Genomic DNA, 16,050 nt, shown 5'->3' with positions numbered 1-16,050 from the left:
CGGCCCTTTGCCGTCGCTTCGTCTGTTGACGTTTCGCACAGGCCTTTGGCCGCAGCCTCCGTGGAAGAACCTAATGAAAAGCGCAGAAATCCGTGAAGCCTTCCTTCGCTTCTTCGAAGAGCAAGGCCACACCCGTGTAGCCTCCAGCTCTTTGATTCCGGGCAACGACCCAACCCTGCTGTTCACTAACGCGGGGATGAACCAGTTCAAGGACTGCTTCCTGGGCCAGGAAAAACGTGCGTACACCCGTGCGACCAGCAGCCAGAAATGCGTGCGTGCCGGTGGCAAGAACAGTGACCTGGAAAACGTCGGTTATACCGCTCGTCACCACACGTTTTTTGAAATGCTCGGTAACTTCAGCTTCGGTGACTATTTCAAGCACGATGCGATTACCTTCGCCTGGACGTTTCTGACCGGTGTCCTGAAGCTGCCCAAGGAAAAACTCTGGGTCACTGTCTACGCCTCGGACGACGAAGCGTATGACATCTGGACCCAGCAAATCGGTGTGCCAGCCGAGCGCATGATCCGTATCGGCGACAACAAAGGCGCGCCTTACGCGTCCGACAACTTCTGGACCATGGGCGATACCGGCCCATGCGGCCCATGCACCGAGATTTTCTACGATCACGGCGACCACATCTGGGGCGGCCCACCGGGCTCGCCGGAAGAAGACGGCGACCGTTACATCGAGATCTGGAACAACGTGTTCATGCAGTTCAACCGCACCGCCGATGGCGTGTTGCATCCGTTGCCAGCGCCGTCGGTGGATACCGGAATGGGCCTGGAGCGGATCAGTGCGGTGATGCAGCACGTCAACTCCAACTATGACATCGACCTGTTCAAGAACCTGCTGAGCGCATCGGCCGAGGCAATCGGCTGCGAAAATGGCGATCAGTCTTCGCTGAAAGTTGTGTCCGACCACATCCGTTCGTGCGGTTTCCTGATTGCTGACGGCGTGCTGCCGTCCAACGAAGGCCGTGGCTACGTGCTGCGCCGGATCATTCGTCGCGCGTGCCGCCATGGCAACAAGCTGGGCGCGACCGGCAGCTTCTTCTACAAAATCGTCGCGGCGCTGGTCGCCGAGATGGGCGAAGCTTTCCCTGAACTCAGGAAGCAGCAGAGCAACATCGAACGCGTGCTCAAGGCCGAAGAAGAGCAGTTCTCCAAGACTTTGGAGCATGGCCTGAAGATTCTCGAGCAGGACCTGCTGGAACTCAAAGGCACTGTGGTGCCGGGCGACGTGGTGTTCAAACTCTACGACACCTACGGTTTCCCGATGGACCTGACTGCGGACATCGCCCGCGAACGCAACCTGACCGTCGACGAAGCCGGTTTCGAGCGTGAGATGGAAGCCCAGCGTGTTCGCGCGCGTTCGGCCAGCTCGTTCGGTCTGGACTACAACACGCTGGTCAAGGTTGACGTGGCCACTGAGTTCACCGGCTACAAGGCCACCAGTGGTTCGGCGAAAATTGTCGCCCTCTATAAAGAAGGCCAGTCGGTCGACGTATTGAGTGAAGGCGAAGAAGGCGTGGTCGTTCTCGATCAGACGCCGTTCTACGCTGAGTCCGGCGGCCAGATCGGCGATTGCGGTTATCTGCAATCGAGCAACGGCCGTTTCGACGTGCGTGACACCACCAAGACCGGCGGCGCGTTCCTGCACCACGGCGTGTTGGCATCGGGTAGCCTGACCATCGGCTCGCCGGTTGAAACCCACGTTGAAGCCGACGTGCGCCATGCGACCTCGCTGAACCACTCGGCGACTCACTTGCTGCACGCCGCGTTGCGTCAGGTGCTGGGCGATCACGTCCAGCAGAAAGGCTCGCTGGTCGACAGTCAGCGCCTGCGCTTTGACTTCAGCCACTTCGAAGCCATCAAGCCTGAGCAACTGAAAGCCCTGGAAGACATCGTCAACGCCGAGATTCGCAAGAACTCCGCCGTTGAAACCGAAGAAACCGACATCGAAACCGCCAAACAAAAAGGCGCCATGGCGCTGTTTGGCGAGAAGTACGGCGACAACGTGCGCGTGCTGAGCATGGGCGGTGATTTCTCCGTCGAGCTGTGCGGTGGCATCCACGCCAACCGTACCGGCGACATCGGCCTGCTGAAAATCATCAGCGAAGGCGGTGTGGCCTCTGGTGTGCGTCGTATCGAGGCAGTCACCGGTGCCGCGGCACTGGCTTACTTGAACGCTGCAGAAGAACAACTCAAGGAAGCGGCCAACCTGGTCAAGGGCAGCCGCGACAACCTGATCGACAAGCTGTCGGCTGTGCTGGAGCGCAACCGTCTGCTGGAGAAGCAACTCGAGCAGTTGCAGGCCAAGGCGGCCAGTGCGGCGGGCGACGATCTGTCGGCTTCCGCGCTGGACGTCAAAGGCGTGAAAGTGCTGGCCGTGCGTCTGGACGGTCAGGACGGCAAGGCGCTGCTGGCGCTGGTCGATCAGCTGAAAAACAAACTCGGCCGCGCAGTGATCCTGCTCGGCAGTGTCCATGAGGAAAAGGTCGTTCTGGTTGCAGGCGTAACCAAAGACCTGACTGGCCAACTCAAAGCCGGTGATTTGATGAAGCAAGCCGCTGCGGCAGTGGGCGGGAAGGGCGGTGGTCGTCCAGACATGGCGCAAGGCGGTGGTACTGACGCTGGCGCACTGGATGCGGCACTGGCCCTGACTGTTCCATTTGTAGAGCAGGGTTTATAAGGCAGAGTGTCCGGCCCGCAGTCTAGTGGCGGACCGATGCGCTGTTTGAGTGATTATTTGGGCGCCCTTCATGGGCAGAGGCGGCTTTGAAATGGCTTTGATCGTACAGAAATTTGGAGGCACCTCAGTCGGCACTGTCGAGAGAATCGAGCAGGTCGCCGACAAGGTTAAGAAATTCCGCGATGCCGGCGACGACCTGGTGGTTGTCCTGTCGGCAATGAGCGGCGAAACCAACCGTCTGATCGATCTGGCCAAGCAAATCAGTGGCGACGGCCAACCGGTTCCGCGTGAGCTGGATGTGATCGTTTCCACGGGCGAGCAGGTGACGATTGCACTGTTGGCCATGGCGCTGATCAAGCGCGGCGTGCCAGCGGTGTCGTACACCGGCAACCAGGTGCGGATTCTGACGGACAGCGCGCACAATAAAGCGCGTATCTTGCAGATTGATGACCAGAAGATTCGCGGTGATCTGAAGGCAGGTCGTGTGGTGGTTGTCGCCGGTTTCCAGGGCGTCGACGAGCACGGCAACATCACTACCCTCGGTCGTGGCGGTTCCGACACCACCGGCGTGGCGCTGGCAGCAGCCTTGAAGGCTGACGAATGCCAGATCTACACCGATGTCGATGGCGTCTACACCACCGACCCGCGTGTGGTGTCCGTGGCCCAGCGCCTGGACAAGATTACCTTTGAAGAGATGCTGGAAATGGCCAGCCTCGGTTCCAAGGTGTTGCAGATCCGTGCGGTGGAATTCGCCGGCAAGTACAACGTTCCGCTGCGCGTACTGCACAGCTTCAAGGAGGGTCCGGGCACCCTCATTACTATTGATGAAGAGGAAACCATGGAACAGCCGATCATTTCCGGCATCGCTTTCAATCGCGATGAAGCCAAGCTGACCATCCGTGGCGTGCCAGACACCCCGGGCGTTGCATTCAAGATTCTCGGCCCGATCAGTGCCGCGAACATCGAAGTCGACATGATCGTGCAGAACGTTGCGCACGATAACACCACCGACTTCACCTTCACCGTGCACCGCAATGACTTCCAGGCCGCACAAACCGTGCTGGAAAACACCGCTCGTGAGATCGGTGCCCGTGAAGTGGTGGGTGACATCAAGATCGCCAAGGTCTCGATCGTCGGCGTCGGCATGCGTTCCCACGCAGGCGTGGCCAGCCGCATGTTCGAATCCCTGGCGAAGGAAAGCATCAACATCCAGATGATCTCGACGTCGGAGATCAAAGTCTCCGTTGTGATCGAAGAGAAGTATCTGGAACTGGCTGTGCGCGCTCTGCACACGGCTTTCGAACTGGACGCACCGGCCCGAACGGGCGAGTGATGCGTTTGCCAAAGGGCGCGGTCTGACCGCGCCCTTTGTCTTTTTTGAATAGCGCGACCCAGGAACTGTTCTTTTGCTCGCGCTGGTCAATACTCAGGCATGTAGGGCTGCGATCGTTCCGGTTGTAGGTCGAGTGCCTTTTTTTTGCAGACTGTTGTCCCTGAAATGAAATGCGTGAGGAGAAAGGTATGCTGATTCTGACTCGTCGGTGCGCAGAAAGCCTGATTATTGGTGATGGCGAAATCACCGTGACCGTGCTCGGCGTCAAAGGAAATCAAGTGCGTATTGGCGTTAACGCACCCAAAGAGGTTGCTGTTCACCGTGAGGAAATCTACTTGCGGATCAAGAAAGAGAAGGACGACGAACCAAGCCATTAATTTTTATCGTTTTTTATGTTTGCAAACGGGGAAGAAGCTGGTTAATATACGCCCCGTGTTGCGGAGAGCTGGCCGAGTGGCCGAAGGCGCTCCCCTGCTAAGGGAGTACACCTCAAAAGGGTGTCGGGGGTTCGAATCCCCCGTTCTCCGCCATTATTTGCGTAGTACGTTGTAATCTAGCTTTTTCGGTAAGTGTTTGAAATTACTAGAAAAAGTGCTTTACATAGAGATTAGACGGCCTATAATGCGCGGCAACAAATGCACTCGTAGCTCAGCTGGATAGAGTACTCGGCTACGAACCGAGCGGTCACAGGTTCGAATCCTGTCGAGTGCACCATTTAAGAGTTGTTTGCAGCAATGTGAATGACTTGGCTCCAACCAGTTGTGATCTGGTATAAAAACACAAATGCACTCGTAGCTCAGCTGGATAGAGTACTCGGCTACGAACCGAGCGGTCACAGGTTCGAATCCTGTCGAGTGCACCAAACACCAAAAAGCCCGCGTTTAACGCGGGCTTTTTGCCGTCCGGGATTTGGCTTTTCCCTTGGTACATCCTTTCTCATCGAACTCGACGTGTGCGCTACGACCTCGCTTGATGTCGTAGCGGTAGCTCGTTGCTGAATTGCGAATACTGATCTTGTCCGGCTTGCCCAGAGCGCTCTCGACGTCCTGTTGTGTCATGCCGGCGACTATCCGTTGATTGATGATTGCTTCACGACGCTCCTTGGCAGTCATCAAATTTCCACACTTGTCCTCGGACTGGCCGACAACGGTTGGTTCCTTCCTTTTGATTTTCGTTGCGGGTGCTTCCCGGGTGTCAGCCTCCGGCATGAGCGCTACCGGGTTGCCGAGCATGAAGGTGCGCACATCCTGCCGAGAGAAGCTCTCACCCTCCGTGCAACTCAACGTAGTGAAGGTGACGTGACCGTCGGGGGCTTCGCAGCGGTGAATGGCGGTTGCATGCAACCGGGGCGAAAGGCAGAGCAGGGCAAACAACAAAAAATAAACAGCAATCGATGGCATCAAACGTCCTCCATGACGGTCCATGTCAGGGTAGCCGCTACATTTTTCGACGGGGGTGTGTTTTCTTTTCAGAATGAGTCGTCGCAGTTGGAGGGATCAGGACTGCACTCAGCTTTGTCTTGCAACCGCTTGTTTCAGCCACGATTTTTTAACGTTTAAAACCGTCGGGCGGTGTATCATTGCGCCCGTCAGCCCCGCCGGGGCTTGTGGAATACCTCCATGGACTTACCCAGTAGTTACTCAGTATCCCGTTTTTCCAATCATGAATTGACTGATTGATCCTTCCGGCGTGCCCCGCTGCTGGGAGTGGAGTTCGCCTATGTCTGAAGTTGAAGTAAAGAAAACGCAGGAAAGCTTGCAGGACCGCCTCGCTCAAGTCGTTGAGCTGCTGCAACGCCAGCGGGTGGTCGAAGACCTGACTCATCGCCAGGAAGGTCCGCATCACGAACGGGTCGAGAACCTGGTTCACCGGCAAAACCTCGTCGAGCTGCAACGCAAGCTTGATGATCTGCACTCCGCCGACGTTGCCTACATCCTTGAAGCTTTGCCGCTCGACGATCGTCTGACGCTCTGGCAATTGGTCAAGGCTGATCGCGACGGCGACATCCTCCTCGAAGTATCCGACTCGGTTCGTGAAACCCTGATCGCCGACATGGACGATCACGAGCTCCTGGCTGCGGCCAAGGACATGGACGCCGACGAACTTGCTGACCTGGCTTCCGAGCTGCCGCGAGACGTCGTCCACGAGCTGATGGAAACCCTCGATGGTCAACAGCGTGAGCGCGTCCGCTCCGCGTTGTCCTATGACGAGGAGCAGGTCGGTGCGCTGATGGACTTCGAGATGGTGACCATCCGTGAGGATGTCAGTCTCGAAGTCGTTCTGCGTTACCTGCGTCGTCTCAAGGAGTTGCCGGGCCACACCGACAAACTGTTTGTGGTCGACTACGACGGCGTGCTCAAGGGCGTGCTGCCGATCAAACGTTTGCTGGTTAACGACCCGGAAAAACAGGTTTCGGAAGTCATGGCCAGCGACCCGGTGAGTTTTCACCCGGACGAGGACGCTTACGACGCCGCTCAGGCCTTCGAACGTTACGACTTGATCTCGGCGCCTGTGGTCGACAAGAACGGCAAACTGATCGGCCGTCTGACCATCGATGAAATGGTCGACCTGATCCGTGAAGAGAGCGAAAACGAAGTGCTCAACATGGCGGGTCTGCGCGAAGAGGAAGACATTTTCGCCTCCGTCTGGAAATCCCTGCGTAACCGTTGGGCCTGGCTGGCGGTCAACCTGATCACCGCATTCATCGCATCCCGGGTGATCGGCCTGTTCGAAGGCTCCATCGAAAAACTGGTCGCGTTGGCGGCATTGATGCCGATCGTGGCCGGTATCGGTGGCAACTCGGGCAACCAGACCATCACCATGATCGTTCGAGCCATGGCGCTGGACCAGGTAAGCACCGGTAATACGTCACGACTGATGCGCAAAGAACTGGCCGTCGGTTTGATCAATGGCCTGGTCTGGGGCGGCGTGATTGGTGTCGTGGCCTATCTGCTTTATGGCAGTTGGTCCTTGGGTGTGGTGATGACCGCCGCCATGACACTTAACCTGTTGCTTGCGGCGTTGATGGGCGTTTTGATTCCGATGACCCTGGCGCGGCTTGGGCGCGACCCTGCAATGGGTGCCAGTGTGATGATCACCGCCATGACCGACAGTGGCGGGTTCTTTATCTTCTTGGGGTTGGCGACGATTTTCCTGCTCTGACTTGCCTGTTCTCGAAAACCCGCCAACCGGCGGGTTTTTTATTGCCAGATTTCAGGCAAAAAAAAGCCAGCGATTATGCTGGCTTGAGCTTTCGGGTTGAATCAGGAAGCGTCTGCGGCCATTTCGGCATCATGGGCAATCAGCGAAACAAGTGCATTTTGCTGACGGTGGGAGAGTTGGCGGAAGCGTTGCAGCAGTTCACGTTCGTGCAATGACAGCTCCGGGCTGTCCAGGCGCATGCTCAATTCTTCGCCCAGTGCACCTTCCTGAATAAGACTCTGCTCAAGGCGCGCAATGATTTCGGAGTTCATGCTGCGATGATGATTGCGAGCCACCTCGGCAATGCGTTCACGCATTCCGTCTGGCAGACGTACGACGAACTTGTCAGCCGTACGGCTGGAATAAATTGCCTGTTTCAATGGGCGCATATATTTAACCGGTTAGTTCAGGGGAGCGGTTCTCGGGATTGGCCGCAGGATGTCTGATAGGACAAGCTCTCTGACCAAATGTTCAACCTGAATTGATAGAGGCTCGCATCATGCCTCAAAGCAGCCAGATCATTGGCGTCAATTCTGTGACAAATATTGAGCCGGGTAAAGGCTTTATGCCAGCACCATTATCAGAAATGCGGACTGGTTTGAAAACTTTGCCCCACGCCCGTATTGCTGACTGTGTTCTCTGTCCGTCAGGTGATGCCCGTAGACGCCTGAAGGTGCATGCTATGTGGATTCGATCCTTGGTCCTTACCTTATACAGGATAGTGGCAAATGGCCGATTTACTAGGGGTAGACCCGCAATGGGGGACGATTCAGGATGGATGGCAGGTTGATTTACTTGATGGGGCCTTCCGGATCCGGCAAGGACAGCCTCATCGAAGCGGCTCGACAACCCTTACGCTCAATGGGTGGCGAAGTGGTGCGACGTGTCATTACACGCTCTGCCGAATCCGTGGGCGAAGACGCCATCGGAGTCTCCCGCGAGGAGTTTGCGCAACGCCGAGACAAGGGTGACTTCGCGCTGTCGTGGCACGCCAATGGCCTGGATTACGGCATTCCAGTCCAGATCGACGACTGGCTGAAGGACGGCCGTCATGTATTGGTCAACGGCTCTCGTGGCCACCTTGCGCAGGCGCTACAGCGTTATCCCGCGCTGCTGCCGGTGCTGTTGACGGTCAAGGACGAAGTGTTGCGCGAGCGCCTGCTGCGACGTGGTCGTGAGAGCGTAGAGGAAATTGAAGCGAGATTGCGCCGTAACGGGCTATTTACGGCTGACGATTCACTCGGCGACACACAAATCCATCAACTCGACAACTCTGGCGAGCTTGCCGTCACCGTTGAAAATCTTCTGAATTTGCTGAAGCTCAGCGTAAAACCGGATCGAACTTGATTTTGCGCCCGACGATCAGCGCCAGCAGGAACAGCGCGCCGAAAACGCCGCAAGCAATCAGGGGCAGGGTGGCGACCGCATCCGGAACCAATGACAAATGAACAATGCCGCTCAGTAAGGCAAGGATCAATAATCCTGCGGCTGATTTGGACATGCTGTGCTCCTGATAGGGTGATTCAAAATACCAAGCGTTCCGAAGACTGCGACACCAGCGGGTAATTGTGCTGACTTGCATCCTGCCCAACAAAGCTGCGCTGATCGTTCATGACGGCCAGTTGGGGGGCTTTTTGCAGCTGCAGGTAATGGGGCATCCGTTGCGCCACCTGCACAGCGTCATTCTCGGGGGCAAAATGTGAACCGAGCAGAACGGTGAGGGCGATCGCATTCGAGAGTAAAAGAACGCTGTTCATGAGGCTGACCTCGGTTGTTCGTGAGAACAGCTAAAGCAGCCCGCGTGCCAAGAGTCTAACGGCTATTAAATCCTTTAAAAACAAAGAATTAACTTATTGTTCAAAGAGGCTGTCATTGCAAATTGCAATGATGGCATTTTGCGAGGATGCAATTTGCACGGTAAATTAAGCCACGGGGGCCAAGGGCGTCTGCCTACACTTAAAAAGCCCTACGGACGACATGACAAAAGCAGGCCTGCCCGTTAACATGCACGCCGTCCATTGCACCGCATTGCTTGCGGGCGACTTGTGTCTCAGTAGCTCAATTGGATAGAGCATCCCCCTCCTAAGGGGAAGGTTGGCAGTTCGAACCTGCCCTGGGACACCATCTGATTTTTCAGCATCGCGCTGTAGAAAAAAGCCTCGCCGGAGAAACCCTCCAGCGGGGCTTTTTTGTGCCCGATCCCCCGACGACCTACATGGCAAGTCCGTCATTGCTGTGCCTTACTCCTCGTACCACTCAGGGAGCGAAGCGATGCGACGCAGAGGTGCACATTTCTGGTTATGGACCAACACCCGGCTACCTCTCCACATTCATGAAGAAGTGCTCAGCGACGGTGTGCAGGTCGAAGTGCAGGCGCGGGTCAGCCATGAGGGCATCACCCAGGTGTTCATTGGTATTTACGCGGACAGTGGCTGGGCAATTTGCGAGGAATTTCACGACAGGACGGTGGGTGAATATTACTGCTTGGCGTTGAAGTGGGGCGCTCAGCGGGCGAGAGAACTGGTGGCGGACACTCAGGCGTTTGTCGCACCGCATCGGGTACAGTTGACGTTGGCGACGGTGATCACCGATGAACCGACGCTGGCGCTGCGGCGGATGGAAATGACGGATCGGGAGCGTTTGAAGATCCGCTCTGAAGACGCCTGGTCGGAATACCTTGCTGCCAAGTCGGCGATGCTTGAGTTGATGCGCGCCACCAAAGTCGATCCCGCGGTCTGGGCGGACCACAAGGAGCGACTGCGGCAGGCGATTGATCGGCGCGTCTGTGTGCAACGCGCCTATTTGCGCTGACTCATTTACCGATCGGTAAACTCGAAGAACGCCGCAATGCCTCGATGGTTTCGATCAGGTTGATGACGACGGTGTTGATGTCCCGCAGCACGCTGACCAGGTCCACGGCCACCGGTTGCAGCCTGAGCTTGCCAGTACGGACCCGCGCGACATCCCGCAGATCATCGATGATCCGGGCCTGGCTGTTGACGGCATCGCAGATCGTGTTGACGGCCTTAGTAGCGGGCGCCAGCGACTTGGTCACCGGCAGGCGCCGCAGCAGTTCTGCGTTGAGCTGAAGGTTCAGCGGATGCTTGAGCTCGTGGAACATGGCCGCAAAGAACTCATCCTTGAGTTAGCGGGTCTCGGCCAGCTCCTGGCTCTGCTCTTCATGCTGAGGTTTGTGCCCGGTCAGGTCCCGGTCAGGTCCCGGGCGATTTTCATGTAGCCGTGCCGGTTGTCGCCGCTGAGCAGGGTCACCTCGCCGCTGCAATAGCAGCGGCTGCCATCCTTGCGCAGGTGCCAGCGTTCGTCTTCGCTGCGGCCATGGGTGCGGACGGCCAGCAATTCGTTTTCAGGCAGACCGGAGGCGCGATCTTCGGCAGAGAAGATGAAGTCGTAATAAGCGCCTTCGGCCTCGGCCTTGCTGTAGCCGAAAATCAGCTCGGCGCCTTTGTTCCAACTGGTGATCAGCCCTTGTTCGTCGAGGGTGATGATTGCGTAATCGCGGGTGCTTTCGGCCACCAGACGCATGCGTTCTTCGCCCAGGCGCAGTTCTTCTTCGGCCGCCCGGCGTTTGGTGATGTCGATGAAAGTCAGCACCGTGCCGTCGATATGATCTTCGCTGGAACGGTAGGGCAGCAGGCGGGCGATGTACCAGCGGTTGTCGGTGCTGCTGACCTCACGCTCGATCATGTTCAATGACTCGAACACCAATGTCGCGTCACCTGCCAGGTCTTCGTAGTGCAAGCGATGGGTGATGTCGAGCAACGAGCGGCCGGTATCCACCGGCAACATGCTGAAGATGTCAGTGGCACGCGGCGTGAACCATTTGATCCGCATGCTGCGGTCAACGAATACCGTGGCAATGTCGGTCGAGGCGATCAGGTTGGTCAGGTAGTCGTTGATCTTGTCGGTTTCTTCAACGTTGGTTTTCAGCTCGTAGTTGACCGTCAGCAACTCTTCGTTGATCGACTGCAGTTCTTCCTTGCTGGTTTCCAGCTCTTCGGTGGCCGAGCGCAGCTCTTCGTTGATCGCCTGCATTTCTTCGTTGGAAGCCTTGAGTTCTTCGCTGGAGACTTCCGATTGTTCGAGGGTGTCCTGCAAGTGCAACTTGGTGCGTTGCAGTTCGCGCTCAAGGTTGGACAGCACCTGGCTTTCGGTTTGCAGCAGGGTGGTGGCGGCCAGTTCGGAAGGATCGACTTCGGCCTCTTCGAAAATCACCAGGACGAACTCGCCGTCCGACTCATCGTCCTTATAAGGCTGCGCGATCAGGTCGACCTTGTAACGCCGATTGTCACGGCTGATCGGCACTGCGCGGGATTTCACAATCAAACCGCTCTGCTGGACCTGAAACAGCGTGGTGCGGATTTCCAGGCGCAATTCCGGAAGGATCAGCGTCAGCAGGTTGCACGACAACTCCCCGCCCACATGGCGCAGGAAACGCCCGGCGCTTTCGCTCATGTGCAGGATGTCGGCGTTGGCATCGACAATCATGCTCGGTGGTGCGGCGCGTTCGAGGGCGCGCTGATGGATGTCGGCGAAGGACAACTTGCGCTGTACCGCGTTTTGCGGTGCCTTGCGGGAGATATTGGTGCGTACGTAACCACCCCGCGGCATGGTCGGGGTGCGTCGGCTGTTGGCTGTACCGGTCTTGGCGCGGAAGATCCGGTTGCGTTTATCTACCGGGGCGAACAGCTCGTGGCAAGCGTCCGCGCTCTCGGACGACCCCAGGAACAGGAAGCCACCCGGGCGCAGCGCAAAGTGGAACATCTGCAGGATTTCACGTTGCACTTCGCGATCCAGATAGATCAGCAGGTTGCGGCAAACGATCAGATCAATCTGCGAGAAGGGCGGGTCGGATAACAGACTGTGTTTGGCAAACAGGACCTTTTCGCGGATCTCCTTGCGAATCCGGTAGTGATCGTCTTCCTTGGCGAAGTAATGACGCAGGCGCGTCGGCGGCACATCGGTCACGATTGCTTGCGGGTACAGACCGGCTCGCCCGATGCTGATGGCGCGTTCGTCGATGTCGGTGGCGAACAATTGCAACGAGGCTTTACTGGCGTCCAGTTGCAGTTGCAGTTGATCGTTGAGCAACATCGCCAGGCTGTAGGCTTCTTCGCCCGTGGAGCAGCCGGCCGACCAGACGCGGATTTCTTCTTTCTCGGGCTGCGCTGACACGGCGGCACTCACCAGCTGTGGCAGCACGTCCCGTTCCAGGGCTTCGAACGCCTCGCGATCGCGGAAGAAGTTGGTCACGCCAATCAGCATGTCGCCCAGCAGGGCTTTGGTTTCTTCGGGATTGTTTTGCAGGTAGCGGAAATAGGCCCCCAGGTCGGGTTGGGCCGTAACCAGCATCCGGCGCTCGATCCGCCGCAACACGGTCGCGCGTTTGTAGTGCTTGAAGTCATGCCCGGTGCCGGCGCGCAACTGAATCAGGATGTCGTGGAGCATTTGTTCGGCGAGCGCCGCGTCACGCTCGGACACGGAAGCGAAGGTTCGCAGTTCCGGGTCGTTGGCAGTGGGCAGGCTGATTTCCTGCGAGTTTTGCCACAGTTCCAGCAGCTTTTGCGGCATCTCCACCACCGGCAACACCAGATCGACATTGCCGGTCTCGATGGCAGCGCGGGGCATGCCGTCGAACTCGGCATCTTCCGGCGCCTGGGCCATGGTGATGCCACCGTGTTCCTTGATGCGCGACAAGCCTACCGCGCCATCGGAGCCGCTGCCCGACAGCACCAGGCAGAAGGCGCGCTCGCGATGGACTTCGGCCAGGTCGCGAAAGAACAGATCGATCGAGGCGTGCCGCCCCTCGCGCGGGTCGTTGTTGCTGACCTCAAGCACACCGTCATTCATCTTCAGTCGCTGGGCCGGTGAGATGACGTAGACGTGGTTTTTCTCGATGGCCACAGTCTCGGTGACCTGCAGGACCGGCATCGCGGTCGATTCCTGGATGATTTTGTCAGCGATGCTCTGGTGATCGGGCGACAGATGAAGAATGATCACGAAGGCCATGCCGTTGTCGTGCGGCATGTTTTCGAAAAGCAATTTGATGGCTTGCAGCCCACCCGCCGACGCGCCAATGCCGACCACCGGGAAGTCCAGGGTGCTGGGGCTCAGGGCCTTTCGCTCAGGATCCATGGCCGACGGTGGGGAAGTGGTGGTCATGACTTCAGCCTTTATCGGCGACGGGGCGGAGTTGAGTTCAAGAGGAGGTAAACGCACTCCAATGAAGCAGGATAATCCCGTTTTTCAATAACGCCTTCAAATATTTAGAGGCACTTGTGAGGCGGGATTCTCAAGGGAACGGCACTACTGGCCGATAACCCGAACGGTCATGGTCTTCTTCTCAAATTGCCTGGAAATCTTCGATGCTGTCGTATCACCAAAAGAGTTTTCTGATCGTCGATGATTTCTCGGATTTCCGCAGTTCCGTCAGGTCCATGCTGCGTGAACTGGGGGTCAAGGACGTCGACACCGCGGATACCGGTGAGCAGGCGCTGCGCATGTGTTCGCAGAAGGCCTACGATTTCATCCTGCAGGATTTTCACCTCGGCGACGGCAAGAAAAACGGTCAGCAAGTCCTCGAAGACTTGATGATCGAGAAGCTGATCAGCCATGAAAGTGTGTTCGTCATGGTCACCGCCGAAACGAGTCAGGCCATGGTGCTCAGCGCGCTGGAACACGAGCCCGACGCTTACCTGACCAAGCCGTTCAACCGATCCGGCCTGGCCCAGCGCCTGGAGCGTCTGGAGCAACGCAAGAACCTGCTCAAGCCGATCCTGCAAGCGCTTGATCGTGGCAAACCGCTCGAAGTGCTCAATGCCTGCATCGAGCTGTGCAAGAAGGACATCCGTTATTCGCCGCTGTGCCTGCGTTATCGCGCGGACGCCTTGCGCGACCTGAATCAGAACGAAGCGCTGGAACGCCTCTACGACAGCATCATTGCCGATCGTCCCTTGCCGTGGGCGTTTGCCGGGCTGGGCAAATTGCTGTTCAAGCGCGGCCAAGTCAGCCAGGCCAAAGGCATTTACGAAAAAGCCCTGAAAGTGTTTCCGATGATGCCGGCGCTGTATGACGGCATGGCCGACGTGCTGGTGGTCGAAGGGGACACCAAAGGCGCGCAGAAAGTATTGGAAGAGGCCATTCGCCTGTCGCCATTAGCCGTGCGCCGCCAAGCGTTGCTGGGCAAACTGGCGATGGCCAACGAAGATTTCGACACGGCCTCCAAGGCCTATCGCCAAGCCGTTTCCCAAGGCGCTCAATCGCGCTTCAAGGATGCCGAAAGCAACCTGGGCCTGGCCCACGCGTTGATAAGCAAAGGCAGCGAAAAAGGTCTGGATACCCGCACCCGACTGGAGATCAACACGACCCTCAGTCTGGTGGCCAAGGAAAACCCCAGCGATCCCGGCCTGCAGATTCGTGCGCGACTGATGAAAGCCACCAGCCTGCTGCTCAACGACGCAGAAACCGCCGAGAAGCTCACCGAGCAGGCGATGATGCGCCTTGATGGCATGGAGCAGTTCATGAGCGCCGAAGCGGCGCTGCTAGTGGCCAAGCAGCTGCAAATGCTCGGGCAGGCGAGCGCCGGCGCGTCGATGTTGAAAAACTGCGCGGAAATCTACGGTGACGATCCGGCGGTGATGCAAGGCATCGCCAAACTGACCGATGACCCGACGATTCTCAGCCAGAGCAACGCGGCCTCCGAACTCAACCGTCAAGGTGTGCAGGTGTACAAGACCGGCAACCTGGCGGAAGCCCGGGCGGTGTTTCGCAAGGCCCTGCACATGCAACCGAAGAACATCAGTATCGCGCTGAACATGGCGCAGTCGCTGCTGCACGGCGCGGACACCAGCGTACCTTCGGCCGAACTGGATGAATGCCGAGCCTGCCTGAAACTGGTCGGCATGATGCCCGACACCGACGCGCGTTATCCGCGCTACCAGAAACTGAAAATCAAGGCGTTCAGCGGATGAGCCAAGACAACTCTGCACTGGATTTTTCCACGGTGATTGCCTCTACCGTGCACGACATGAAGAACTCCTTGGCCATGCTGATGCAGGCCCACAGCCATTGGCTGGCGCGCTTGCCTGATCCCGAACGGCACAGCCCGGAGCAGGGCGTCATCGAGTACGAGTTCGCTCACCTCAACGGCATGCTGGTGCAGTTGCTGGGGCTGTACAAATTGGGCGTCAATCAGATGCCGTTGCAGCCGGCCTACCATGATCTGGATGACTTCCTCGAAGCGCAGTTGGCTTGTCATCAAGAGGTATTCGCCAGTCGTGGGATTGTCGCGACTTATGAAGTCGACCCGTTGAGCCCCCTGGGTTTCTTCGACCGCGAGCTGGTGGCCTCGGTGCTGGCCAACACCATCACCAACGCCATTCGTTACGCCCGCCAGTCGCTGTTGATCAGCGTCAGCGATGAGGACGGCCAACTGGTGCTGACCATCAACGACGATGGCGACGGCTATCCAGCCCAGATGATCGAGCTTCAGGCGGACTACGTGCAGGGCATTAACTACAGCAGTAGCAGCACCGGTCTGGGCCTGTACTTCGCCGGACGGATCGCCGCGCTGCACCAGCGCGATGGCGTGGGCGGGCGCACCAAAATCAGCAACGGCGGCCCGTTGGGCGGCGGTCTGTTCAGCCTTTATCTGCCCTGACGTTCTTTTTGTGTGGCGTTGCTTGATATTCCGAACAGGCGGAGCCTATTTTGTACGGGTCGCCGTTCGCGGCTCGCACAATTACAAAGGATTGCGTCATGACAACCGATGGCCATCGCTCACTCGCACAGCGATTGACGGGCATTG

At 57.7% G+C, this 16,050-nt stretch carries 12 protein-coding genes, 4 tRNA genes and 1 pseudogene; 12 read left to right on the top strand and 5 right to left on the bottom strand.

Annotation, left to right across the window (positions count from 1 at the left end):
* Positions 1–73 precede the first annotated feature (73 nt).
* The 6 genes from alaS (at position 74) to ACYZT8_RS22280 (ending at position 4,887) form a co-directional block, all read left to right on the top strand.
* On the top strand, positions 74–2,692 hold the full coding sequence (gene alaS / locus ACYZT8_RS22305; RefSeq protein ID WP_461975981.1) for an alanine--tRNA ligase: 2,619 nt from the start codon (positions 74–76) through the stop codon (positions 2,690–2,692).
* 91 nt (positions 2,693–2,783) lie between these two features.
* Positions 2,784–4,025, top strand: coding sequence for an aspartate kinase (locus ACYZT8_RS22300; RefSeq protein WP_008033100.1), 1,242 nt, complete (start codon positions 2,784–2,786; stop codon positions 4,023–4,025).
* Positions 4,026–4,213: 188 nt separating this feature from the next.
* Positions 4,214–4,402: a carbon storage regulator CsrA gene (gene csrA / locus ACYZT8_RS22295; RefSeq protein ID WP_003178872.1), complete on the top strand. Its 189-nt coding sequence runs from the start codon at positions 4,214–4,216 to the stop codon at positions 4,400–4,402.
* A gap of 62 nt (positions 4,403–4,464) precedes the next feature.
* Positions 4,465–4,555, top strand: a tRNA-Ser gene (locus tag ACYZT8_RS22290).
* A 107-nt stretch (positions 4,556–4,662) separates the two neighbouring features.
* Positions 4,663–4,739 (top strand) — tRNA-Arg (locus ACYZT8_RS22285).
* 71 nt (positions 4,740–4,810) lie between these two features.
* Positions 4,811–4,887, top strand: a tRNA-Arg gene (locus ACYZT8_RS22280).
* A gap of 19 nt (positions 4,888–4,906) precedes the next feature.
* Here the strand turns inward: ACYZT8_RS22280 and ACYZT8_RS22275 are convergent.
* A complete protein-coding gene (locus ACYZT8_RS22275; RefSeq protein WP_461975979.1) occupies positions 4,907–5,425 on the bottom strand; it encodes a cell envelope protein SmpA in 519 nt (172 codons plus the stop codon).
* Positions 5,426–5,744: 319 nt separating this feature from the next.
* On the opposite strand from ACYZT8_RS22275, the gene mgtE reads away from it, so the two are divergent.
* Positions 5,745–7,187, top strand: a complete 1,443-nt coding sequence (mgtE, locus tag ACYZT8_RS22270; protein ID WP_131059681.1) for a magnesium transporter — start codon at positions 5,745–5,747, stop codon at positions 7,185–7,187.
* A gap of 101 nt (positions 7,188–7,288) precedes the next feature.
* Here mgtE and ACYZT8_RS22265 read toward each other — a convergent pair whose 3' ends face one another.
* A complete protein-coding gene (locus tag ACYZT8_RS22265; protein ID WP_003178899.1) occupies positions 7,289–7,615 on the bottom strand; it encodes an Arc family DNA-binding protein in 327 nt (108 codons plus the stop codon).
* Between the two features lie 385 nt (positions 7,616–8,000).
* On the opposite strand from ACYZT8_RS22265, the gene phnN reads away from it, so the two are divergent.
* Positions 8,001–8,573, top strand: coding sequence for a phosphonate metabolism protein/1,5-bisphosphokinase (PRPP-forming) PhnN (gene phnN / locus ACYZT8_RS22260; RefSeq protein WP_461975977.1), 573 nt, complete (start codon positions 8,001–8,003; stop codon positions 8,571–8,573).
* On the opposite strand, the gene ACYZT8_RS22255 is transcribed toward phnN, so the two are convergent.
* Together ACYZT8_RS22255 and ACYZT8_RS22250 are read right to left on the bottom strand one after the other, a co-directional pair.
* Complete coding sequence (locus tag ACYZT8_RS22255) at positions 8,548–8,727, bottom strand: PA3371 family protein (RefSeq protein ID WP_461975975.1); 180 nt, start codon at positions 8,725–8,727, stop codon at positions 8,548–8,550. The two genes, phnN and ACYZT8_RS22255, sit on opposite strands and share 26 nt — an antisense overlap.
* Before the next feature lie 22 nt (positions 8,728–8,749).
* On the bottom strand, positions 8,750–8,983 hold the full coding sequence (locus ACYZT8_RS22250) for a hypothetical protein (protein ID WP_461975973.1): 234 nt from the start codon (positions 8,981–8,983) through the stop codon (positions 8,750–8,752).
* Positions 8,984–9,273: 290 nt separating this feature from the next.
* Here ACYZT8_RS22250 and ACYZT8_RS22245 point away from each other — a divergent pair.
* A tRNA-Arg gene (locus ACYZT8_RS22245) sits at positions 9,274–9,350 on the top strand.
* Positions 9,351–9,497: 147 nt separating this feature from the next.
* Positions 9,498–10,037, top strand: a complete 540-nt coding sequence (locus tag ACYZT8_RS22240; protein ID WP_461975971.1) for a hypothetical protein — start codon at positions 9,498–9,500, stop codon at positions 10,035–10,037.
* A gap of 58 nt (positions 10,038–10,095) precedes the next feature.
* Here the strand turns inward: ACYZT8_RS22240 and ACYZT8_RS22235 are convergent.
* A pseudogene (locus tag ACYZT8_RS22235) lies at positions 10,096–13,406 on the bottom strand (CheR family methyltransferase); the annotation flags it as partial.
* Positions 13,407–13,609: 203 nt separating this feature from the next.
* On the opposite strand from ACYZT8_RS22235, the gene ACYZT8_RS22230 reads away from it, so the two are divergent.
* Positions 13,610–15,214 carry a response regulator gene (locus ACYZT8_RS22230; protein WP_461975969.1) on the top strand — a complete coding sequence of 535 codons (1,605 nt, stop codon included), beginning with the start codon at positions 13,610–13,612 and terminating at the stop codon, positions 15,212–15,214.
* Positions 15,211–15,903 (top strand): sensor histidine kinase, encoded by a 693-nt coding sequence (locus ACYZT8_RS22225; RefSeq protein WP_461975967.1) that lies wholly within the window; start codon positions 15,211–15,213, stop codon positions 15,901–15,903. The genes ACYZT8_RS22230 and ACYZT8_RS22225 overlap by 4 nt, the downstream gene beginning before the upstream one ends.
* The last annotated feature ends 147 nt before the right edge of the window (positions 15,904–16,050 follow it).

This window comes from Pseudomonas sp. LB3P93, from assembly GCF_054898025.1.
Note: the sequence above shows the minus strand (reverse complement) of the source record. Positions and strands in the feature narration are given on the sequence as shown.

Coding starts and splice junctions, on each gene's coding strand:
- alaS (WP_461975981.1), top strand. CDS start 74: ATGAAAAGCGCAGAAATCCGTGAAGCCTTCCTTCGCTTCTTCGAAGAG.
- ACYZT8_RS22300 (WP_008033100.1), top strand. CDS start 2,784: ATGGCTTTGATCGTACAGAAATTTGGAGGCACCTCAGTCGGCACTGTC.
- csrA (WP_003178872.1), top strand. CDS start 4,214: ATGCTGATTCTGACTCGTCGGTGCGCAGAAAGCCTGATTATTGGTGAT.
- ACYZT8_RS22275 (WP_461975979.1), bottom strand. CDS start 5,425: ATGCCATCGATTGCTGTTTATTTTTTGTTGTTTGCCCTGCTCTGCCTT.
- mgtE (WP_131059681.1), top strand. CDS start 5,745: ATGTCTGAAGTTGAAGTAAAGAAAACGCAGGAAAGCTTGCAGGACCGC.
- ACYZT8_RS22265 (WP_003178899.1), bottom strand. CDS start 7,615: ATGCGCCCATTGAAACAGGCAATTTATTCCAGCCGTACGGCTGACAAG.
- phnN (WP_461975977.1), top strand. CDS start 8,001: ATGGATGGCAGGTTGATTTACTTGATGGGGCCTTCCGGATCCGGCAAG.
- ACYZT8_RS22255 (WP_461975975.1), bottom strand. CDS start 8,727: ATGTCCAAATCAGCCGCAGGATTATTGATCCTTGCCTTACTGAGCGGC.
- ACYZT8_RS22250 (WP_461975973.1), bottom strand. CDS start 8,983: ATGAACAGCGTTCTTTTACTCTCGAATGCGATCGCCCTCACCGTTCTG.
- ACYZT8_RS22240 (WP_461975971.1), top strand. CDS start 9,498: ATGCGACGCAGAGGTGCACATTTCTGGTTATGGACCAACACCCGGCTA.
- ACYZT8_RS22230 (WP_461975969.1), top strand. CDS start 13,610: ATGCTGTCGTATCACCAAAAGAGTTTTCTGATCGTCGATGATTTCTCG.
- ACYZT8_RS22225 (WP_461975967.1), top strand. CDS start 15,211: ATGAGCCAAGACAACTCTGCACTGGATTTTTCCACGGTGATTGCCTCT.